Origin of the sequence: Nonomuraea terrae (assembly GCF_004348995.1) — a bacterium.
Classification (GTDB): domain Bacteria; phylum Actinomycetota; class Actinomycetes; order Streptosporangiales; family Streptosporangiaceae; genus Nonomuraea; species Nonomuraea terrae.
The window spans coordinates 109,156-125,100 of the sequence record NZ_SMKQ01000002.1; the positions used below are offsets into that span (position 1 = coordinate 109,156).

General features: G+C 66.9%; 17 protein-coding genes and 4 tRNA genes. 11 read left to right on the forward strand and 10 right to left on the reverse strand.

Features of this window, described 5'->3' with window-relative positions; all coding sequences use genetic code 11:
• Nucleotides 1-163: 163 nt before the first annotated feature.
• From E1286_RS01465 to E1286_RS01475, 3 genes are all read right to left on the reverse strand, one after another.
• Nucleotides 164-820, reverse strand: coding sequence for an alpha/beta hydrolase (locus E1286_RS01465; RefSeq protein WP_223189424.1), 657 nt, complete (start codon nucleotides 818-820; stop codon nucleotides 164-166).
• A gap of 186 nt (nucleotides 821-1,006) precedes the next feature.
• On the reverse strand, nucleotides 1,007-1,354 hold the full coding sequence (locus tag E1286_RS01470) for an MFS transporter (protein WP_132608371.1): 348 nt from the start codon (nucleotides 1,352-1,354) through the stop codon (nucleotides 1,007-1,009).
• A 24-nt stretch (nucleotides 1,355-1,378) separates the two neighbouring features.
• Entirely contained in the window at nucleotides 1,379-2,017 is a 639-nt protein-coding gene (locus E1286_RS01475) for an HD domain-containing protein (protein WP_132608373.1), read from the reverse strand.
• 410 nt (nucleotides 2,018-2,427) lie between these two features.
• Between E1286_RS01475 and E1286_RS01480 the strand changes: the two genes are divergently transcribed.
• From E1286_RS01480 to E1286_RS01490, 3 genes are all read left to right on the forward strand, one after another.
• On the forward strand, nucleotides 2,428-2,718 hold the full coding sequence (locus E1286_RS01480; RefSeq protein WP_223189426.1) for a helix-turn-helix domain-containing protein: 291 nt from the start codon (nucleotides 2,428-2,430) through the stop codon (nucleotides 2,716-2,718).
• A gap of 173 nt (nucleotides 2,719-2,891) precedes the next feature.
• Complete coding sequence (locus E1286_RS01485) at nucleotides 2,892-3,965, forward strand: IS110 family RNA-guided transposase (RefSeq protein WP_132608375.1); 1,074 nt, start codon at nucleotides 2,892-2,894, stop codon at nucleotides 3,963-3,965.
• A 372-nt stretch (nucleotides 3,966-4,337) separates the two neighbouring features.
• Nucleotides 4,338-5,288 (forward strand): IS481 family transposase, encoded by a 951-nt coding sequence (locus E1286_RS01490; RefSeq protein WP_132608377.1) that lies wholly within the window; start codon nucleotides 4,338-4,340, stop codon nucleotides 5,286-5,288.
• Nucleotides 5,289-5,566: 278 nt separating this feature from the next.
• Here the strand turns inward: E1286_RS01490 and E1286_RS01495 are convergent, their stop codons facing one another.
• From E1286_RS01495 to E1286_RS01520, 6 genes are all read right to left on the reverse strand, one after another.
• Entirely contained in the window at nucleotides 5,567-6,154 is a 588-nt protein-coding gene (locus tag E1286_RS01495) for a hypothetical protein (protein WP_132608379.1), read from the reverse strand.
• A gap of 390 nt (nucleotides 6,155-6,544) precedes the next feature.
• Complete coding sequence (locus tag E1286_RS48760) at nucleotides 6,545-6,880, reverse strand: RNA-binding protein (RefSeq protein ID WP_187368098.1); 336 nt, start codon at nucleotides 6,878-6,880, stop codon at nucleotides 6,545-6,547.
• Between the two features lie 106 nt (nucleotides 6,881-6,986).
• A tRNA-Phe gene (locus E1286_RS01505) sits at nucleotides 6,987-7,063 on the reverse strand.
• Nucleotides 7,064-7,068: 5 nt separating this feature from the next.
• Nucleotides 7,069-7,143 (reverse strand) — tRNA-Asp (locus E1286_RS01510).
• A gap of 90 nt (nucleotides 7,144-7,233) precedes the next feature.
• Nucleotides 7,234-7,306: transfer RNA gene (locus tag E1286_RS01515), tRNA-Glu, on the reverse strand.
• Nucleotides 7,307-8,866, reverse strand: a complete 1,560-nt coding sequence (locus tag E1286_RS01520) for a metallophosphoesterase family protein (protein WP_132608381.1) — start codon at nucleotides 8,864-8,866, stop codon at nucleotides 7,307-7,309.
• A gap of 33 nt (nucleotides 8,867-8,899) precedes the next feature.
• On the opposite strand from E1286_RS01520, the gene E1286_RS01525 reads away from it, so the two are divergent.
• Together E1286_RS01525 and E1286_RS01530 are read left to right on the forward strand one after the other, a co-directional pair.
• Nucleotides 8,900-9,250 carry a metallopeptidase family protein gene (locus E1286_RS01525; protein ID WP_397057833.1) on the forward strand — a complete coding sequence of 117 codons (351 nt, stop codon included), beginning with the start codon at nucleotides 8,900-8,902 and terminating at the stop codon, nucleotides 9,248-9,250.
• A gap of 110 nt (nucleotides 9,251-9,360) precedes the next feature.
• Nucleotides 9,361-10,641 (forward strand): MFS transporter, encoded by a 1,281-nt coding sequence (locus tag E1286_RS01530; RefSeq protein WP_342776147.1) that lies wholly within the window; start codon nucleotides 9,361-9,363, stop codon nucleotides 10,639-10,641.
• Here E1286_RS01530 and E1286_RS01535 read toward each other — a convergent pair whose 3' ends face one another.
• Entirely contained in the window at nucleotides 10,642-10,929 is a 288-nt protein-coding gene (locus E1286_RS01535) for a PspC domain-containing protein (protein WP_132608385.1), read from the reverse strand.
• Nucleotides 10,930-11,020: 91 nt separating this feature from the next.
• Between E1286_RS01535 and E1286_RS01540 the strand changes: the two genes are divergently transcribed.
• The 6 genes from E1286_RS01540 to E1286_RS49795 all read left to right on the forward strand — a co-directional run bounded on the left by E1286_RS01540 (nucleotide 11,021) and on the right by E1286_RS49795 (nucleotide 15,933).
• Nucleotides 11,021-12,175, forward strand: a complete 1,155-nt coding sequence (locus tag E1286_RS01540) for an acyl-CoA dehydrogenase family protein (RefSeq protein WP_132608387.1) — start codon at nucleotides 11,021-11,023, stop codon at nucleotides 12,173-12,175.
• A 49-nt stretch (nucleotides 12,176-12,224) separates the two neighbouring features.
• A tRNA-Lys gene (locus E1286_RS01545) sits at nucleotides 12,225-12,300 on the forward strand.
• A gap of 399 nt (nucleotides 12,301-12,699) precedes the next feature.
• A complete protein-coding gene (sigJ, locus tag E1286_RS01550) occupies nucleotides 12,700-13,632 on the forward strand; it encodes an RNA polymerase sigma factor SigJ (protein WP_246074302.1) in 933 nt (310 codons plus the stop codon).
• Between the two features lie 252 nt (nucleotides 13,633-13,884).
• A complete protein-coding gene (locus E1286_RS01555; protein ID WP_246074304.1) occupies nucleotides 13,885-14,745 on the forward strand; it encodes an NADP-dependent oxidoreductase in 861 nt (286 codons plus the stop codon).
• Nucleotides 14,746-14,759: 14 nt separating this feature from the next.
• Complete coding sequence (locus E1286_RS01560) at nucleotides 14,760-15,224, forward strand: cupin domain-containing protein (protein WP_132608389.1); 465 nt, start codon at nucleotides 14,760-14,762, stop codon at nucleotides 15,222-15,224.
• A gap of 247 nt (nucleotides 15,225-15,471) precedes the next feature.
• Nucleotides 15,472-15,933, forward strand: coding sequence for a PAS domain-containing protein (locus E1286_RS49795; protein ID WP_246074307.1), 462 nt, complete (start codon nucleotides 15,472-15,474; stop codon nucleotides 15,931-15,933).
• Nucleotides 15,934-15,945: the final 12 nt, after the last annotated feature.

The following is a 15,945-nucleotide window of genomic DNA, read 5'->3' on the forward strand; positions in this document are numbered from 1 at the left end:
GATCACGTGGGCCATGTGGAACGCTCCGCTGTAGTGGTGAAGATCCGTCGGTACACCTGCCTGGATCAGCAGGTGCGCGTAATTCAGTACCTCGTCGCGTGGTGGTAGGCGGCCACCCAGGCGGGAGGCAGGCCGGCCCTCTCGACCGTGACGCCGTTCAAGCTCAGCTCGATCGCGCGATCTCGTCGATGAGGGCGGCCAGAATGCGCGGCTGCGACAGGAACGGGGAATGACCGCTGGTGAGTCGGCGGATCTCGGCAGCCTGGGCTGCCATCTTCTCCTGCAGCGCGAGCGAGATGGCCTGATCCTGCTCTGCGACGATGTAGGTGGACGGGATGTCCCGCCAGGCGACCGCGCCGACCTTCTCGGCGAACGATCGGACGGTCTGGTCGACCAACGCGCTCATCGCCTGCTCGGCCTCGGCGTCGGGCAGATCGCCGTAGAGCGAGGTACGCGCTCCGCTGATAAGCGGGAGCAGGCCGCTCACGTCGTCGGGAGTGGGCGAGCCTTCGAGGTCGAACAGCGACTGGCCCTCGTCCGGCATCCACGCGCAAAGGTAGATCAGCCGCTCGACGTTCCGCGCACCGGCGGCGGCCTCGGTGATCGGGATGCCCCCGTAGGAGTGGCCGAGCAGCACGACCGGGCCCTCGATCGAGGCCAACTCCTTGGCCACCATGGCGGCGTCGTCATGCATGCCCGCGGTGGGACGCTCTCCGGCGCTCGGCAATGCGGGTGCGCGGGTGCCATAGCCGAGTGCGTGTAGCTCGGTTTCGAGCTTCTCCCAGGCGTTCGGCCGGTGCCAGGCGCCGTGGACGATCATCAAGGTAGTCATGAACGGTACTCCAGAATTCTCAGGTGTCGGATTGTGTGGCGTGGGCGGCGGGGGCGCCTGCCCCCGCGACGCCAGCCGGCCGGGAGAAAGTGCTGGCCAGGAGAACGGCCCGGCCGGGAAGACTGGCCCAGGCATCGGTGACTCATAAACCGGGGAAAAGCGCGCGCGGGTCGTTCAGCGTGACACGCGGGCGATCAGCAGCGACCCCACCCCGTCGGCGGCCCAGAAGATCGCCGTGCTGGCCGCGGCCACGAGGAGGGCGGTGACCAGCACCGGACGGCGACCCAGGTGATCGCTGAGCGACCCGACCGTCAGCAAGGCGCCGAGCAGACCGGCGACGTACACTGCGAAGATCACCGTCAGCATCGTCACCGAGAAGCCCCAACGCTCCCGGTACAGCGGGTAGATCGGGGACGGCGCGCTCGCGGTCGCCATCATCAGCACGTTGGCGTAGACGAGCAGGACGAACGAAGCACGACGTCCGAGACGACGTCCGTTGTGGAAGTGACTCACACCGTTCATCGCATGGCCTCGTGTGATGTCCGGTCAGCTCGGCCAGGGCGAGCCGACGATGCGCTCGACCGTCGTCGTGCGCTGGAAGCCGGGGATGAAGTGCTCGAGCACGTCGGAGTTCACGGTGCCGTTCGTGGTTTCTGGGCGGTTCTTGAGCCCGTCGACGTAGGCTCGCAGGAACTCGTTCTTGAAGTCCCCTCGTGGGTGGACGGCGAGGATTTCGTCCAGCTGATCGGGTTCCAGCCCGTCCAGGCCGAAGCCGATCGCGTCGGTCAAGACGCCGAGGTGTGTGGTGGCGATCTCCGGGGCCATCCGGCCGGGGATGCCCGGCGTGGTGTGCAGCGCGATCGCCGTCCAGACGGTCTCGGCCGCTGCCGTCGAGAAACCACGGTCCAGGAGGAACTCGCGCGCGTGGTCGGCGCCATCGACTTCGAAGCGCTGCTCGACGTCGGAGAAGGGAGCCAGGAGGCCGACGTCGTGGAACATGGCCGCCAAGTAGAGCAGCTCCGGGTCCGGTTTCACGCCGAGCTTGTCAGCGTGGATCAGGCCGAAGAAGAAGACCCGCCGGGAGTGGTGATAGATGAGAGGGCTGGTCGTCTCCTGGATGAGCATGGTCGCTTCGGCGACCGCCGCTGTCTCAGGAATCTCCAACCCCGCGATGACCTCTGGCATGACCTCTGGCTTTCCGGGAAGTGTGTCGGTTGTGGACCGTGTGTCCGACATTCATGCTGCCCACCGCTTGGCGTGCGGCGCCGCCTTCCTCCGGCCAGGAATCACCTATATCCGGACAGGGCGAAATCGCAGCCGTGTGCTCCTACCACGACCGCTGCACTGACTCTCGTGACGACCCCCACCCCGCCGCGGCACGCCGAAGCCGCCCAGGGGCGGTCGGAGGGGTGGCTTCGGCGCCCGCTGCCGGTTGAGCAACCCCGTCCACGAGGGTCTGTCCCCGTCATCTCCGGGTAACGGTGTGCTACCAAGGAACGGTGTCCATGCCTCCCGCGTCGCCGCATCGACGGCGGTCAGTGCCGCCGGGGTCCGGCCGGTCACCGCGCGGATCCGGCTCCGGAGGGACCGGACCGGTGAACGCTGCCCCGCACCGGGTCGCGATCCTCGTCTACGACGGAGTGACGTTGCTGGACGTCGCCGGTCCCGCGGAGGTGTTCAAGGAGGCGAACCGGTTCGGTGCCGACTACCGGATCGTGCTGCTGTCGCCGACCGGTGCGGACATCACGTCGAACCTCGGGGTCCGGATCGCGGTCGACGGCGCCGTCTCCTCGGAGCCGGCGATCTCAGCCAGTACCTGTACTACGTCTGACAGTGATGATGTAGATGAGCGTCTCCCGCCAGGGTCTGACCCAGCGTCTGACTGACTTCGGGTCCTCAACAGGATCTGTCGGCCCGAGGCGGGAGACACTCATCCGCACCCACCAGACGCGGCGCCTGTGACTTCATAGGAGCCTGGCCAGAGGCCCCATCACTGTCTTGTCCGCCTTGCCCGGCTGGTGCGTGCCGCCCCGCCCACGGTCAAAACGACAGGACGACGATGACCTCCATTACACCCCACAGCGCACCGATCACAGAAGTCGCCGCCGGCGTGGACACCCACCAAGACACCCACACCGCAGCAGTGATCGACCCGGTCGGACGGGTCCTGGGAACCGAGCAGTTCCCCGCCACCCCGACCGGATACACCGCCCTGCTGACCTGGATGCGCACCTTCGGACACCTGACGCGCGTCGGCGTCGAAGGCACCGGCGCCTACGGAGCCGGGCTCACCCGCCTGCTGCAAGCCGAGCACATCGACGTCATCGAGATCGACCGGCCGGACCGCAAGACCCGCCGCTTCCAGGGCAAGTCCGACCCAATCGACGCCATCGCCGCCGCCAAGACCGCACTCGCCGGCGACCGCACCGGCACCCCCAAGCAGCGCGACGGCCGGATCGAAGCGCTGCGCAATCTACGGGTGGCGCGCCGCTCGGCGATCGACCAGCGCGCCGATGTCCAGCGCCAGATCAAGACCCTCGTCGTCACCGCGCCCGAAAGTCTCCGCGAACGTCTGCGCGGCCTGCCTGCCATGAAGCTGATCGCCGCCTGCGCGGCACTTCGCCCTGACCCGCACGACGCCGCCACACCCACCACCGCCGTTCAGATCGCGCTGCGCTCACTGGCCCGCCGCCACCAGCAGCTCACCGCCGAGATCACCGACCTGGACGAGCTCCTGCAGCCCCTGGTCGCCGCGATCAATCCCCGCCTGGTCGCCGTCCACGGGGTTGGGACCGACGTCGCCGGCCAATTGCTGGTCACCGCCGGCGAAAACCATGATCGGCTGCGCTCCGAGGCCGCCTTCGCCATGCTCTGCGGTGTCGCCCCCATCCCGGCCTCATCCGGCAAGAACCGCAGGCACCGGCTCAACCGGGGAGGCGACCGCCAAGCCAACGCCGCTCTCTACCGCGTCGTCCTGTGCCGGCTTCGCTGGGACCCCCGCACCCGGGCCTACATGGAACGCCGCACCCAAGATGGGCTCTCGAAGAAAGAGATCATCCGATGCCTCAAGCGGTACGTCGCCCGCGAGCTCTACCAGATCATCACAACAAACGATCTTCAACTCGCGGCTTGACATCCATAGGAGCATCCTGTATGCGAGGTCCTCCAGAGTCCGCCAATGTCCGGGACCGTGCGCCCAGGTTGTCACTCAGCCGAGCATCTGTTCACAAGGAGAATCGGCGATGTGCACGGGTGTCCACCGCTGACCGCAGAGCGCTGGTCACAGGCGTCCCCGATCATCCGGGGCCGTTGTTAGCATCCGAGTTAGCAAGATCCTTCCGTGACCCCTTCGATGCGAAGCCACTTGCGCCTGACCGCTACGGGCACTGGTACGCCGCCTGACCTGGCCCATCAGTCTCCGGAAGTCCGCGAGCGTCCGCAGCCGTGCTCTAAAACTGATGGACATCGTTGACACCTGGGTCTCCGACCACTACGGAGACTATCTATGTCGACTCCCCCGAACCCCCCACTCGACCGTGAAGCCAAGCGGCGCCTGGCGGTCATCCGTCACGTCGAAGAGGTCTCGGGCAACGTCGCGCTGACGTGCCGCTACTACGGGATCAGCCGGCAGGCGTACTACATCTGGTACCGCCGCTACCAGGCCGAGGGCATCGAGGGCCTGCGCACCCGCTCCAAGCGGCCCAAGACCAGCCCGAACGCCACGCACGCTGAGGTCGTGCAGAAGATCATTTATCTGCGGCAGAACTACCACTTCGGTCCGGAGAAGATCTCGATGTACCTGAAGCGGTACCACGACGTCACCATCAGCCGCTCAGGCGTCTGGCGGATCCTCAAGCGCCTGGACATGGGCCGGTTGCCAGCCTCTCAGCGCTACAAGCGCCACGACCGCCGCTGGAAGCGGTACGAGAAGCAGCTGCCCGGCCACCGCGTCCAGATCGACGTCAAGTTCATCGAGCCGATCGCCGGCGTCACCGGCCGCAAGGGCGACCGTAACAAGTACTACCAGTTCACGGCGATCGACGACTGCACCCGGCTGCGCGTGCTGCGCATCTATCCGCAGCTCAACCAGAAGACCGCCATCCAGTTCCTCGACTACGTCTTGCAGCGCCTGCCGTTCCAGGTGGAGGTCATCCAGACCGACAACGGGGCCGAGTTCCAGTCGGCCTTCCACTGGCACGTCCTGGACAAGGGCATCAACCACGTCTACATCAAGCCCCGCACGCCGCGGTTGAACGGCAAGGTCGAACGCTCACACCGCATCAACGCCGAAGAGTTCTACCGGATGCTCGAGGGCGTCGTCATCGACGACGCCGAGGTGTTCAATGACAAGCTTCGCGAATGGGAGGACTACTACAACTACCCTCGACCCCATGGCGGCCTCGGCGGCCAAACCCCTTACGAACGCCTCAAGCAGAAGACCACGGCCCAGGCGTAAACGATCAATGTCGGTTGCACAGGTGGTTATGTTCGTGAGTTCCGGCGCCAGATGTCGCTGGGTTCGGGCGCCAGCGAGATCGCGCCGCTCTCGATGTTCGTGAGTTTCGGCGCCACGCCGGTTGCTACGGCCGCGCCCGGCGTCGAACGGATCTCTGCTCACGCATAGTGACGAACCAGGGGAGGCCATCCGCGCGTTGTCTGCGGCAGATGTGTGCACCTGACCTTGGTCTGCACGCCCTCAATAGGCAGTTGAGGATGTCTGCTGCGGCATCCGGGTCAGCGTCTCATCAGACGTTCGATCGTCCATTCATGAAAGAGAGATCCCCATGGCAAACCTCCGTCTGCATCATCGATGAAATCGATGTCCGGGTCTGTTGCTCGGACCGAGTCCCACAACGCCAGCACGGGGTCATCAGGCACGACCAGGCCCAATTCGCTGACAAGTACGGCCTGTAGCTCATCAAGATCGGGGTGCCTGCGCCGCATCCCCTCCTCCAGCCAGGCTTGCGCTCTACGCATCTGGCCGAGGTCGCCGCCACCGGAGAAGTTGAGCAGGTCACGCCAGTTCGGCAATGCCACCATCGTTGCCAGAGCGTTCGAAAGGCTCGATCCGACAAGACCAGCACTGCCTTCCGAATCCGCGTACAGCACGTGGCGCAGTCGCGCCTCCCGGCCCACGAGGAAGAACCGTCCCGCCGCCCCGTCACACGCGATCGCGTGCAGGCTCTCACCCGACAACAATCGCGCCGTAGATCCGTCTACGGATTCCAGATCCTCGACGTCGAATTCGATTAGCTCTCGCAGGATGCCTGAAAGTGCCGGCGTCGCCGCGATCCTGCGAAGCAGCGAAGTGTCGTCATGCACTGGCCGAGGGTACAGCCGATCTGCGTGCACCGACTCGGCGGGACCGCGCGGCGAACGTCAGCGTCTCGTCGAACGCTGCTTCGTCCTCGGGCAGCATGAAGATGCTGGTCTGCTTGCGAACGCGACCCGGGCTCGAAAATCCGGCCATGATGACAGATGCCCCGCGTGTGCATCCGCTCATCGGCAGAAGTGCGCGTCGCACGTCGTTCATCACGGCGGCCGAGTTCTACGGAGAGTCACCTGGCGACGTGTGCTTACCTCGCCAGGATCTCGGCCATGGTCAACAAGTGGCGCTCGTTCTCACGACCACTCGCACGCGGTAGGCCAGCGAAGTAGTGCCGAAAGTGACCAACATCTGGCTCCCGTGCTCGCGAACAAAATCACTCAGGCTTACAGCCTTGAGGCGCTGCTGTCGTTCCATGGAGGCGTCCATCCGTCGAGTGTTATCCGCACCTGGTGGTCGCGCTCGACATGGTCGGCGACATGACCTTCCACCTGCGCACCAAGCTGCGGCAGCTCGAAATCCCGAGGCATGCCGACCACCTCCGCCAGGCCCACAGCATCAGGGACACCGTGGATCCTCACGAAGACGCCGAACGGTTGCCGGCCGATGACCGTCGCGATGATGTGCTTACCTACCGGGAGCACCTGGCACGTGGCGGGCCAGGCCTCCTGGATCTTCTTAGCCGCCTCTGGTCCGATGTGCGGCCACACGTACTCGTCCACGCCTTGACCTCACAGATGGCTCACCGTTGGACGGGCACACTGTCGTCAGAACAACAAAAACGCCCCGGAGCGGTGATCGCTACGGGGCATCTTGGCTGTTCAAGGCTGGTGGTCAGGGGCAGGGTCGAACTGCCGACCTTCCGCTTTTCAGGCGGACGCTCGTACCAACTGAGCTACCTGACCCAGAGCGGTCCTGACGGGACTTGAACCCGCGACCTCCACCTTGACAGGGTGGCGAGCACTCCAAACTGCTCTACAGGACCTTGCGTTTCTTGCTGTTTGCGCTCGCTTAGCTTACCAGCTCTTCGGTGGTCTTAGACCATCCGTTTTGCGGGTGCGCTAGGCGCTCGCGGTGCCCCCAACGGGATTCGAACCCGTGCCGCCGCCTTGAAAGGGCGGTGTCCTAGGCCGCTAGACGATGGGGGCTCAGGATTCCCTGTCGCCTTCCGTCGGAGACCTCTGAAGCATAGGGGACGATTGCCCCTGATGCCAAAGCGGCTGACCGGCGGTCGGCGTCGGCGTGCCAGTGACCGGTCCCGTTGGCGACGGGGCGTTCGTTGGCTCTGGGGAAATCATACGTTGCGGGTCGGCCTCCACGTGACGGGAGATGTAGACCGACTGCTCGCCCAATCCGCCCAGCGTGATGTCGTCCCAGGCCTGCAGGCGCCCCGTCTCGCGGTCGAAGTACAGGACGGACGCCTGTACGGGGGTGGGCTGGGCGTGTTCGAGTGCGCGCAGGCCGGCGCCGCCCGTGGAGCCCTGGACGAGCATGCGGCTCCCGCTCGGCAGCATGGTCGTCTTCCGCTCGTGCGTGTGGCCGGCCAGGATCATGGGCGCGGCGCCGCTGAAGCCGCGTCCGACGTCGGGGTCGTGTACGGCGATCACGTCAGGCTTGGCCACCTTGCCCAGATGCGCACGGGCGAACCGGGCAAGGACGGACGGGTCCGAGTCGATGGGTACGGATTTGTCCGGAGTGAACCGCGGGTCGCCGAGGCCGTAGATCTTCAGGCCGGCGACGGTTCGGGTCTCGTCGTCCAGGACGATGGCGTTCCGCTGCCGTTCCACCGCCCGCTGGGTGGTCATCGAGTCGTGGTTGCCCCGGACGTACACGTACGGCACGCCGAGGCGGCCGATCTCGTCCACGAACTTGTTCTCGGCCCTGGTGCCGTGGTCGGAGATGTCGCCGGTGTCGATGACCATGTCCACGGCGAACTGGTCCTTGAGCGAGCGGATGACGTTCCAGGCGATGGGGTTGATGTGGATGTCGGAGACGTGCAGGACCCGGATGGACTTCGGGTCCGGGTCGTACACCGGCAGGGTCGAGACCGTCTCGTAGAGCTTCGAGACGTTCGTGACGAGCTTGGTGAGCTGCGTCCGATACGACTCGAACCGCGTGACGATCGACTCCGCGCTGCCCACCAGTGACGGCGCCGCGGCGATCAGACCCGAGTAGCGCGGCTCCACGAGCGAGTTGGGACGGAACGTCAGGGCCGCCAGCGCCCCCGTCCCGGCAAGCCCCACAGAGGCCGCCAGAAGGCCCACCAGAGCCACTTTGGGGCGCTTGTAGACCATCAGGACGGCCAGCAGCGCCCCCGCCCCCGCACACAGCAACGAGCGGACGACGAGCATGCGGACGCCGTCCAGCAGATCGCCCTCGATCGTGGCGGGCAGGCGGTCGGCCAGCCGCGGGTCCTCCAGGAGGGCGCGGGCGCGTTCCTGGTCGATGTTCTCGAGGGTGATGCGCAGCCGCAGCGGCGCGTCATGCGTGTGGAACGTGAGCGTGCCGAGGGGGCTCGCGTCGACCACCGTCTCGCCGTGCCAGGCGGGGCGGAGCGACATGCCGGTCTCGACCGGGCCGACCTGGGACCGTACGGTGCCGCTGAGGAAGATGCCCAGCCAGGCACCGGCCGCGGCGACGAGGAGAACCGACAGGACCCTCGCGGTCCGCGACCGAAGGATGGCCTTCGACCTGTGGACGAACTTCATACGGATTCTTGCCTACCTGACGGACGGGGCAGAATGGCAAGCGTGATCCAGGTATCGCGGGAGAAGTTCGAGGAACTCGTGGCCGAGGCATTGGACAGCATCCCCCCTGACCTCACCGGCCTCATGAGCAACGTGGTCGTCACGGTCGTCGATGACCCGCCGGAGCCCAACCTGCTCGGCCTGTACACCGGTGTCCCCCTCACGGAGCGCGGCGACTGGTACTCAGCAGTCCTGCCCGACCGCATCGAGATCTACCGCAATGCGATATGTGAGATTTGCGATACGGAAGAGGACGTGATCGAAGAGGTCCGCATCACGGTCGTCCATGAAGTTGGTCACCATTTCGGCATCGACGACGCCCGCCTTCACGAATTGGGCTGGTAACCCTTTGCATTTGGTTGGCTGCTTTAGGTTGCGGTCACCCATGTCGTTCGGGCACCTTAGGTGACATACCGAACACTCTGAGTCAGGCACAGCGGAGTCCTATGGGGGCCATGCGGGCGCGACGGCCGCCGGGGCGGCATCGCCGTGCCGGAACGCCGCGAGTCACATACCGGGAAGTCATCGCCGTCAGGGAGTTCCGGGCCCTCTGGTTCGGCCAGGGCCTGTCGCTCCTCGGCGACCAGCTCGCGCAGGTCGCGCTCGCCGTGCTCGTCTACGACCGCACGGGCTCGCCCCTGGCCACGGCCGCGGTGTACGCGCTGACGTACCTCCCGTCGATCGTCGGCGGCCCGCTGCTCGCGGGGCTGGCCGACCGGTTCGCGCGCCGGGGCGTCATGCTGACCTGCGACCTGCTGCGGGCCGCGCTGGTGGCCGCGATGGCGGTGCCGGGGCTGCCGTTCTGGGCGCTGTGCGTGCTGGTGTTCTTCGTGGTGCTGCTCAGTGCGCCGTTCTCGGCCGCGCGGGCGGCGCTGCTGCCCGAGATCCTCGACGGCGACGCGTACGTCATGGGCTCGGCCCTGCAGAACATGACGAACCAGGCCGTGCAGATGATCGGTTTCGCGGCCGGCGGAGCGATGATCGCCGCGATGGGCCCCTACCGGGCGCTCGCCCTCGACGCCGCGACGTTCCTCGGGTCGGCGCTGATCATCGTCTCCGGCGTACGCCGGCGTCCCGCTCCAGGTCGCGACGGCGCCAAGCCATCCATGTGGACGATGACCAAGGGCGGGGCCAAACTGGTGTTCGGCTCTCGCAAGCTGCGCACTCTGGTGCTCTTCGCGTGGCTGTGCGGCTTCTACATCCTGCCGGAGGGCATAGCGGCGCCGTACGCGGCCACGTTCTCCACCGATGCGCTTCCGGTGCCGGTCATCACGGGGCTGCTCATGGCGGCGATGCCGACCGGGACGGTGATCGGGGCGTTCCTGTTCAGCAGGTTCGTGTCACCGCCGCGACGGCTGCAGCTGATGGGGTGGATGGCCATGCTCAGCTGCGCGCCCCTGATCGTGACGGCGCTGCGGCCGCCGCTCGCCGTGGTGCTCGCCGCGTGGGTGCTGTCGGGCGTCGGCGGGGCGTACCAACTCGCCGCGAACGCCGCCTTCGTGCAAGCCGTACCGGCCGAACGCCGCGGCCAGGCGTTCGGTCTCGTGCAGTCGGGGCTGATGGCCGTACAGGGGATCGGGATCCTCATCGGAGGGTTCGCGGCGGAGAGACTCGGCCCTGAGCCGGTGGTCGCGCTGGCCGGGATCGGCGGGGTGACCTGCGCCGCCGTCCTCACCATGATGTGGACCGAGTCTCGCGACAAGACCGCCCAGGTGCGCGCCCAGGCAGCCGCCTGATCACGGCTGAGGCTTCTGCTCGCCGCTCCAGTCGGTGGTGGACTTGCGCTGCTGCTGCTTGCTGATCACGTCCTGGAGGATCGAGGTCTCGTGGTGCTCGTCGGGCATGAGCAGCCAGCCGATCGCGTAGATGCCGACGCCCAGCCCGCCGAACAGCGTCAGGATCGCCAGCGCGATCCGCACCATGTTGGCGTCGATCCCGACGAACTCCCCGACGCCCGAGCACACGCCCGCGACGATCCGGCCTTTTTCGGTCCTGCGGAGTTTCTTGACCTGGTATTCGCTCATGCCTCAAGACTGCCCGTGGGGCCGGTATTCGCACATCAGGATTACCCCTGGTAGAACCCTGGTAGTCCCCTATGCGAGGAGAGGATCCGCAATGGACGACCTGCTGCGCCTCGACGACCGGCTCAACGCCGACCAGCGGTTGATCCGCGACACCGTCAGGTCCTTCGTCGCCGACCGCGTCCTGCCGCACGTGGGTGACTGGTTCGAGGAGGCCGTCTTCCCCGCGCGCGAGCTCGCGCCCGCGCTCGGCTCACTGGGCCTGCTCGGAATGCACCTCGAGGGGTACGGCTGCGCCGGCACCGACGCGACCTCGTACGGCGTGGCCTGCCGCGAGCTGGAGGCCGGCGACTCGGGGTTGCGCTCGTTCGTGTCGGTGCAGGGCTCGCTGGCGATGTTCCCGATCTGGAAGTACGGCTCCGACGAGCAGAAGGAGGAGTGGCTGCCCCGGATGGCGGCCGGCGAGGCGATCGGCTGCTTCGGCCTGACCGAGCCCGACCACGGCTCCGACCCGGCCGGCATGCGCACGTACGCGAAGAAGGACGGATCCGACTGGATCCTCAACGGCTCCAAGATGTGGATCACGAACGGCTCGATCGCCGACGTGGCGGTGGTGTGGGCGCAGACCGACGAGGGCGTCCGCGGCTTCGTCGTGCCGACCTCGACGCCCGGCTTCTCCGCCCCCGAGATCCACAAGAAGCTGTCCCTGAGGGCCTCGGTCACCTCCTCCCTGTACTTCGACGACGTACGCCTGCCCGCCTCGGCCGCCCTGCCCGGGGTCGTCGGGCTGCGCGGGCCGCTGTCGTGCCTGTCGGAGGCCCGCTTCGGCATCATCTGGGGCGTCGTGGGCGCCGCCCGCGCCTGCGTGGAGGCGGCCGTCGACTACTCCAAGACGCGCGTCCAGTTCGACAAGCCGATCGGCGCGTTCCAGCTCACCCAGGAGAAACTCGCCTGGATGTACGTCGGCCTGGCCCAGTCCCAGCTCACCGCCCTCCATCTCGGCGAGCTCAAGGACGCCGGCACGCTGAAGCCCCGCCAGATCAGCTTCGGCAAGCTGGCCAACGTCCGCGCCGCCCTCGACATCGCCCGCCAGGCCCGTACGATTCTGGGCGGCAACGGGATCACGCTGGAGTACCCTGTGATCAGGCACATGAACAACCTGGAGAGTGTGCTGACGTACGAAGGCACACAGGAAGTTCATACGCTGGTGCTGGGAGAGGCGCTGACCGGGCTGCCGGCTTACCGGTGATGGAGGCGTCGCGGGCAGGGCGGTAATCTCTGTACCCTTGCTCGTGCGAGGGGCGTTAGCTCAATTGGCAGAGCTGCGGACTTTTAATCCGTAGGTTCCGGGTTCGAGCCCCGGGCGCCCTACCACTCCACACCCCATCTGACTTGCACTTTCTCGATCCTCGACCTTCTCCTGCGAGGCGAAGATGTGCGAGTTCATGCTCGTCACATGCTCTTCGGCACATCGGCGGCGATAGCAAGGTCGAAATATTCCGTCTCGTGCTACAGGGTATCGGCACCTCACCAACCGGTAGACAAGCGACAACAGCACCTCGCGGTGGTCGCAGCCACCACCCTGATCGCGTAGCAGAATCCCAGTTCAGAGCACGAAACCGTGTTTCCGAGCGGGACACCCGGCAGAAGGGCCTGGTGGAAGGGTTGGCAGGAGGGACACGCCCGCGCGCGGCCAGGTCTTCGCGGCGCTGCTCGGTGTAAGCGTACGGGATGGCTCGCTTCCGAGGCCGTCGGCGTGGACCCCGGACTCGGATGACTACGCTGGATCTGCAGGGTGGGGAGGTGGCGATCTGTATGGGCAATGGGCACACGAGTGGCCGGTCTGAGCGGGAGGCCATCCTCGGAGCCGAATGGGAGAGCCACAGGCCTGCGGTTTTCGGCGTGGCCTACCGGCTGCTGGGCAGTGTGGCCGATGCCGAGGACGTGACCCAGGACGTGTGGTTGCGGGCGGCCGGAACGGATCTGCGGGGTATCGATGATCTGCGGGCCTGGCTGGTGACGGTGGCCGCACGGCGGTCGTACGACATTCTCAAGAGTGCCCGTTTCCGCCGGGAGACCTACGTCGGGCCGTGGCTGCCGGAGCCACTGCTGACGGGGCCGGACGCATCCGAGCCGGTCCTCGTCGATGAGTCCGTCGGCTCGGCGATGCTCCTGATCATGGAGGAGTTGAGCCCGCCGGAGCGGGTGGCCTTCGTCCTGCACGATGTCTTCGGTCTTGAGTTCGGCCGGATCGCCGAAGTGCTGGATGTCTCCGTGCCGAGTGCCCGGCAACTGGCCTCACGGGCGCGGCGGCGGGTGGCCAACGCGAAGCAGTCTTCGCCACAGGCGTCGCAGGCGGAGCGTGAACGTGTGCTGGCGGCCTTTCGCGCCGCGTACGAGGCCGGGGATCTGGCTGGGCTGGTCAGGCTGTTGCACCCGGACGCCCTCTACGTCACCGACGGCGGCGGCAAGGCCGCCGCGATGCGCAAGCCCGTCTACGGTGGTGAGCGCGTCGCTGAGGTGCTGGTGCGGGTGGGCCGCCAGTGGCGGCCGGACCGCATCGACCTCGTCGAGGTCGGTGGCGAGCTCGCCCTGGCGTTTTACCGGAAGGGCCGTGTCTACTCCGTCGACACTTTGCAGATCGCAGACGGCCTGATCAGCGCGTACCGCAGGGTCATCAACCCGGACAAGCTTTCTCACCTCTGAGCTGTCACACCCCGAGGGGCTGCCTCGTCTCCCTGATGAGAACCAGAACGGGACAGACGAAGGAACGCTCGTGAGCAGATGAGATCAGGTCGGTATGCGTCCACCTGCTGCGTTCCTCCGTCGACGAGCCGCGATGAGCCCCGCGGGTGACCGGGATGCGCGCTCGAGAGCCCCCTCCTAGTAAGGACCTTTATGCAAGCCATCACTGTGCGAGACCGTGAAGCCGGTCTCTCCGGGCTGTCCCTGACGGACATGCCCTACCCCCATGCGGCCGAGAACGACGTCATCGTGCGGGTACACGCCGCGGGCATGACCCCTGGAGAGCTGGACTGGCCAGCCACGTGGACCGATCGCGCGGGCCGTGACCGGACGCCGAGCGTACCCGGGCACGAGTTGTCGGGTGTGGTCGAAGAGCTGGGGTTCGGCACGACCGGCTTGAGTGTCGGCCAGCGGGTGTTCGGCCTGGCCGACTGGGCCCGCAACGGCTCGCTCGCCGAATACGTCGCGGTGGAGGCCCGCAATCTCGCGCCGCTGCCGGCGGATGTCGACCACATCCTGGCCGCGGCACTGCCGATCTCCGGGCTGACCGCCTGGCAGGGCCTGTTCGACCACGGCCGCCTGGTCACAGGCCAGACCGTCCTGATCCACGGCGCCGCGGGCGGCGTCGGCTCGATCGCGGTGCAGCTCGCCCGCGAGGCCGGCGCCCGTGTCATCGGCACCGGCCGGTCCGCCGACCGGGACACGGCGCTTGCCCTGGGCGCCGACACCTTCCTGGACCTGCAGACGGAGAAGCTGGAGGACGTCGGCGAGGCGGACGTCGTGTTCGATGTGATCGGCGGAGACATTCTCGACCGATCGGCCGCCCTGGTCCGGGCCGGCGGCACGCTCGTCAGCATCAACCTGCCGCCCAAGGTCCAGCCCAAAGACGGGCGGGCGGTCTTCTTCGTCGTCGAACTCGACCGCGCCCGGCTCACCGAGCTCGCCACGCGAATGAGGGACGGCCGGCTCAAGCCGGTCATCGGCGCTGTACGGCCGCTCGCTGAAGCACCCGCCGCGTTCGCCCCCGCCACGCGCACCCGGGGCAAGACGATCATCCGCGTCACGGAAGACTGAACAGGAGACCAATCATGATCGGAATGCGGATCGCCGGTAGCGTACTGGCCGTCGCCGCGCTGACTGCGGCCACGCCCCACTCCACCTCGGACCAGCCCGCCCCAGCCACGACGCCGACCGCGGCCGTGACATCGGAGCACCCCACCGAGACCCTCAAGCCACTGCTCGAGCAGAGCCTCCCGAATGTGAAGGGCAAGACGTTCACCTCGGCGATCGTCGACTTCCCGCCCAACGCACGTGCGATGCCGCACCGGCACGGCCAGGCGTTCGTCTACGCCTACGTACTCGCAGGCACCGTGCGCAGCAAGCTCGACGGCAAGCCCGCGACCACCTACCGCCAAGGCGCGAACTGGGTCGAGTCGCCGGGCGCCCACCACGTCCTCACCGAGAACACCAGCCGGACCCAATGGGCCAAGCTCCTGGTCGTCTTCATCTCCAACACCGGAGACAAGCTCAAGGTCGACGACCCTGGGTCGTAGCGCGTCGTACGCAACGGGCGCCCACGTGCCCGCACGAACTCACTGCCCCTGCCGGAAACCAGACACCGGCTACCCAGACGCGCCCGAAGCACGGAAGACCGACGATCATCCTTGTCCTTTCGGAGATCTCTCGACGACCGGCGATGGGCTCCTGTGACGCGGGCCTGCAGGGCTGGTCGTGGCACCCCGACCCCCCGCAGGTCACCTGCGCGGTGAAGGGTCGCGGTTCCGGCAGCGGGAGGCACGGATGAGGGACGAGAGCACCAGAAGGGCCAGCGACCTGCCGCTGGGCGTCTTTGATACTGCCCCGGCGGGCGTGGCGGTGTTCAGCGGTCCCGATCATCGGCTGATCTACATGGACGACGCCTACCAGGAGATCGTCGGAGAACGCCCGCTCGGAGCCCCGGCCAGGGAAGTGTTTCACGACATCACCCAGCAGAGATACTTCACGCTGCTCGATCAGGTCAGGGAAACGGGAAAGGCCGTCAGCCTGAAGGACATCCCGTTCGAGTACCGCGATCACCCGCTGGCGGTACGGGAGCGTTACTCCTCGGTCAGCGTGTCGAGGATCTCACTGGAAAACGGCGAGGAAGGCGTGTTGATCATGGCCGTGGAGGTCACGGACCAGGTCGAGTCCAAACGGCTGGGCGGCTCCATCCCCGCGGAGCGGGACAGGTTCCTGCGGCTACCAGAGCCTGACCCAGCTTGAGAGGCAGGAGAT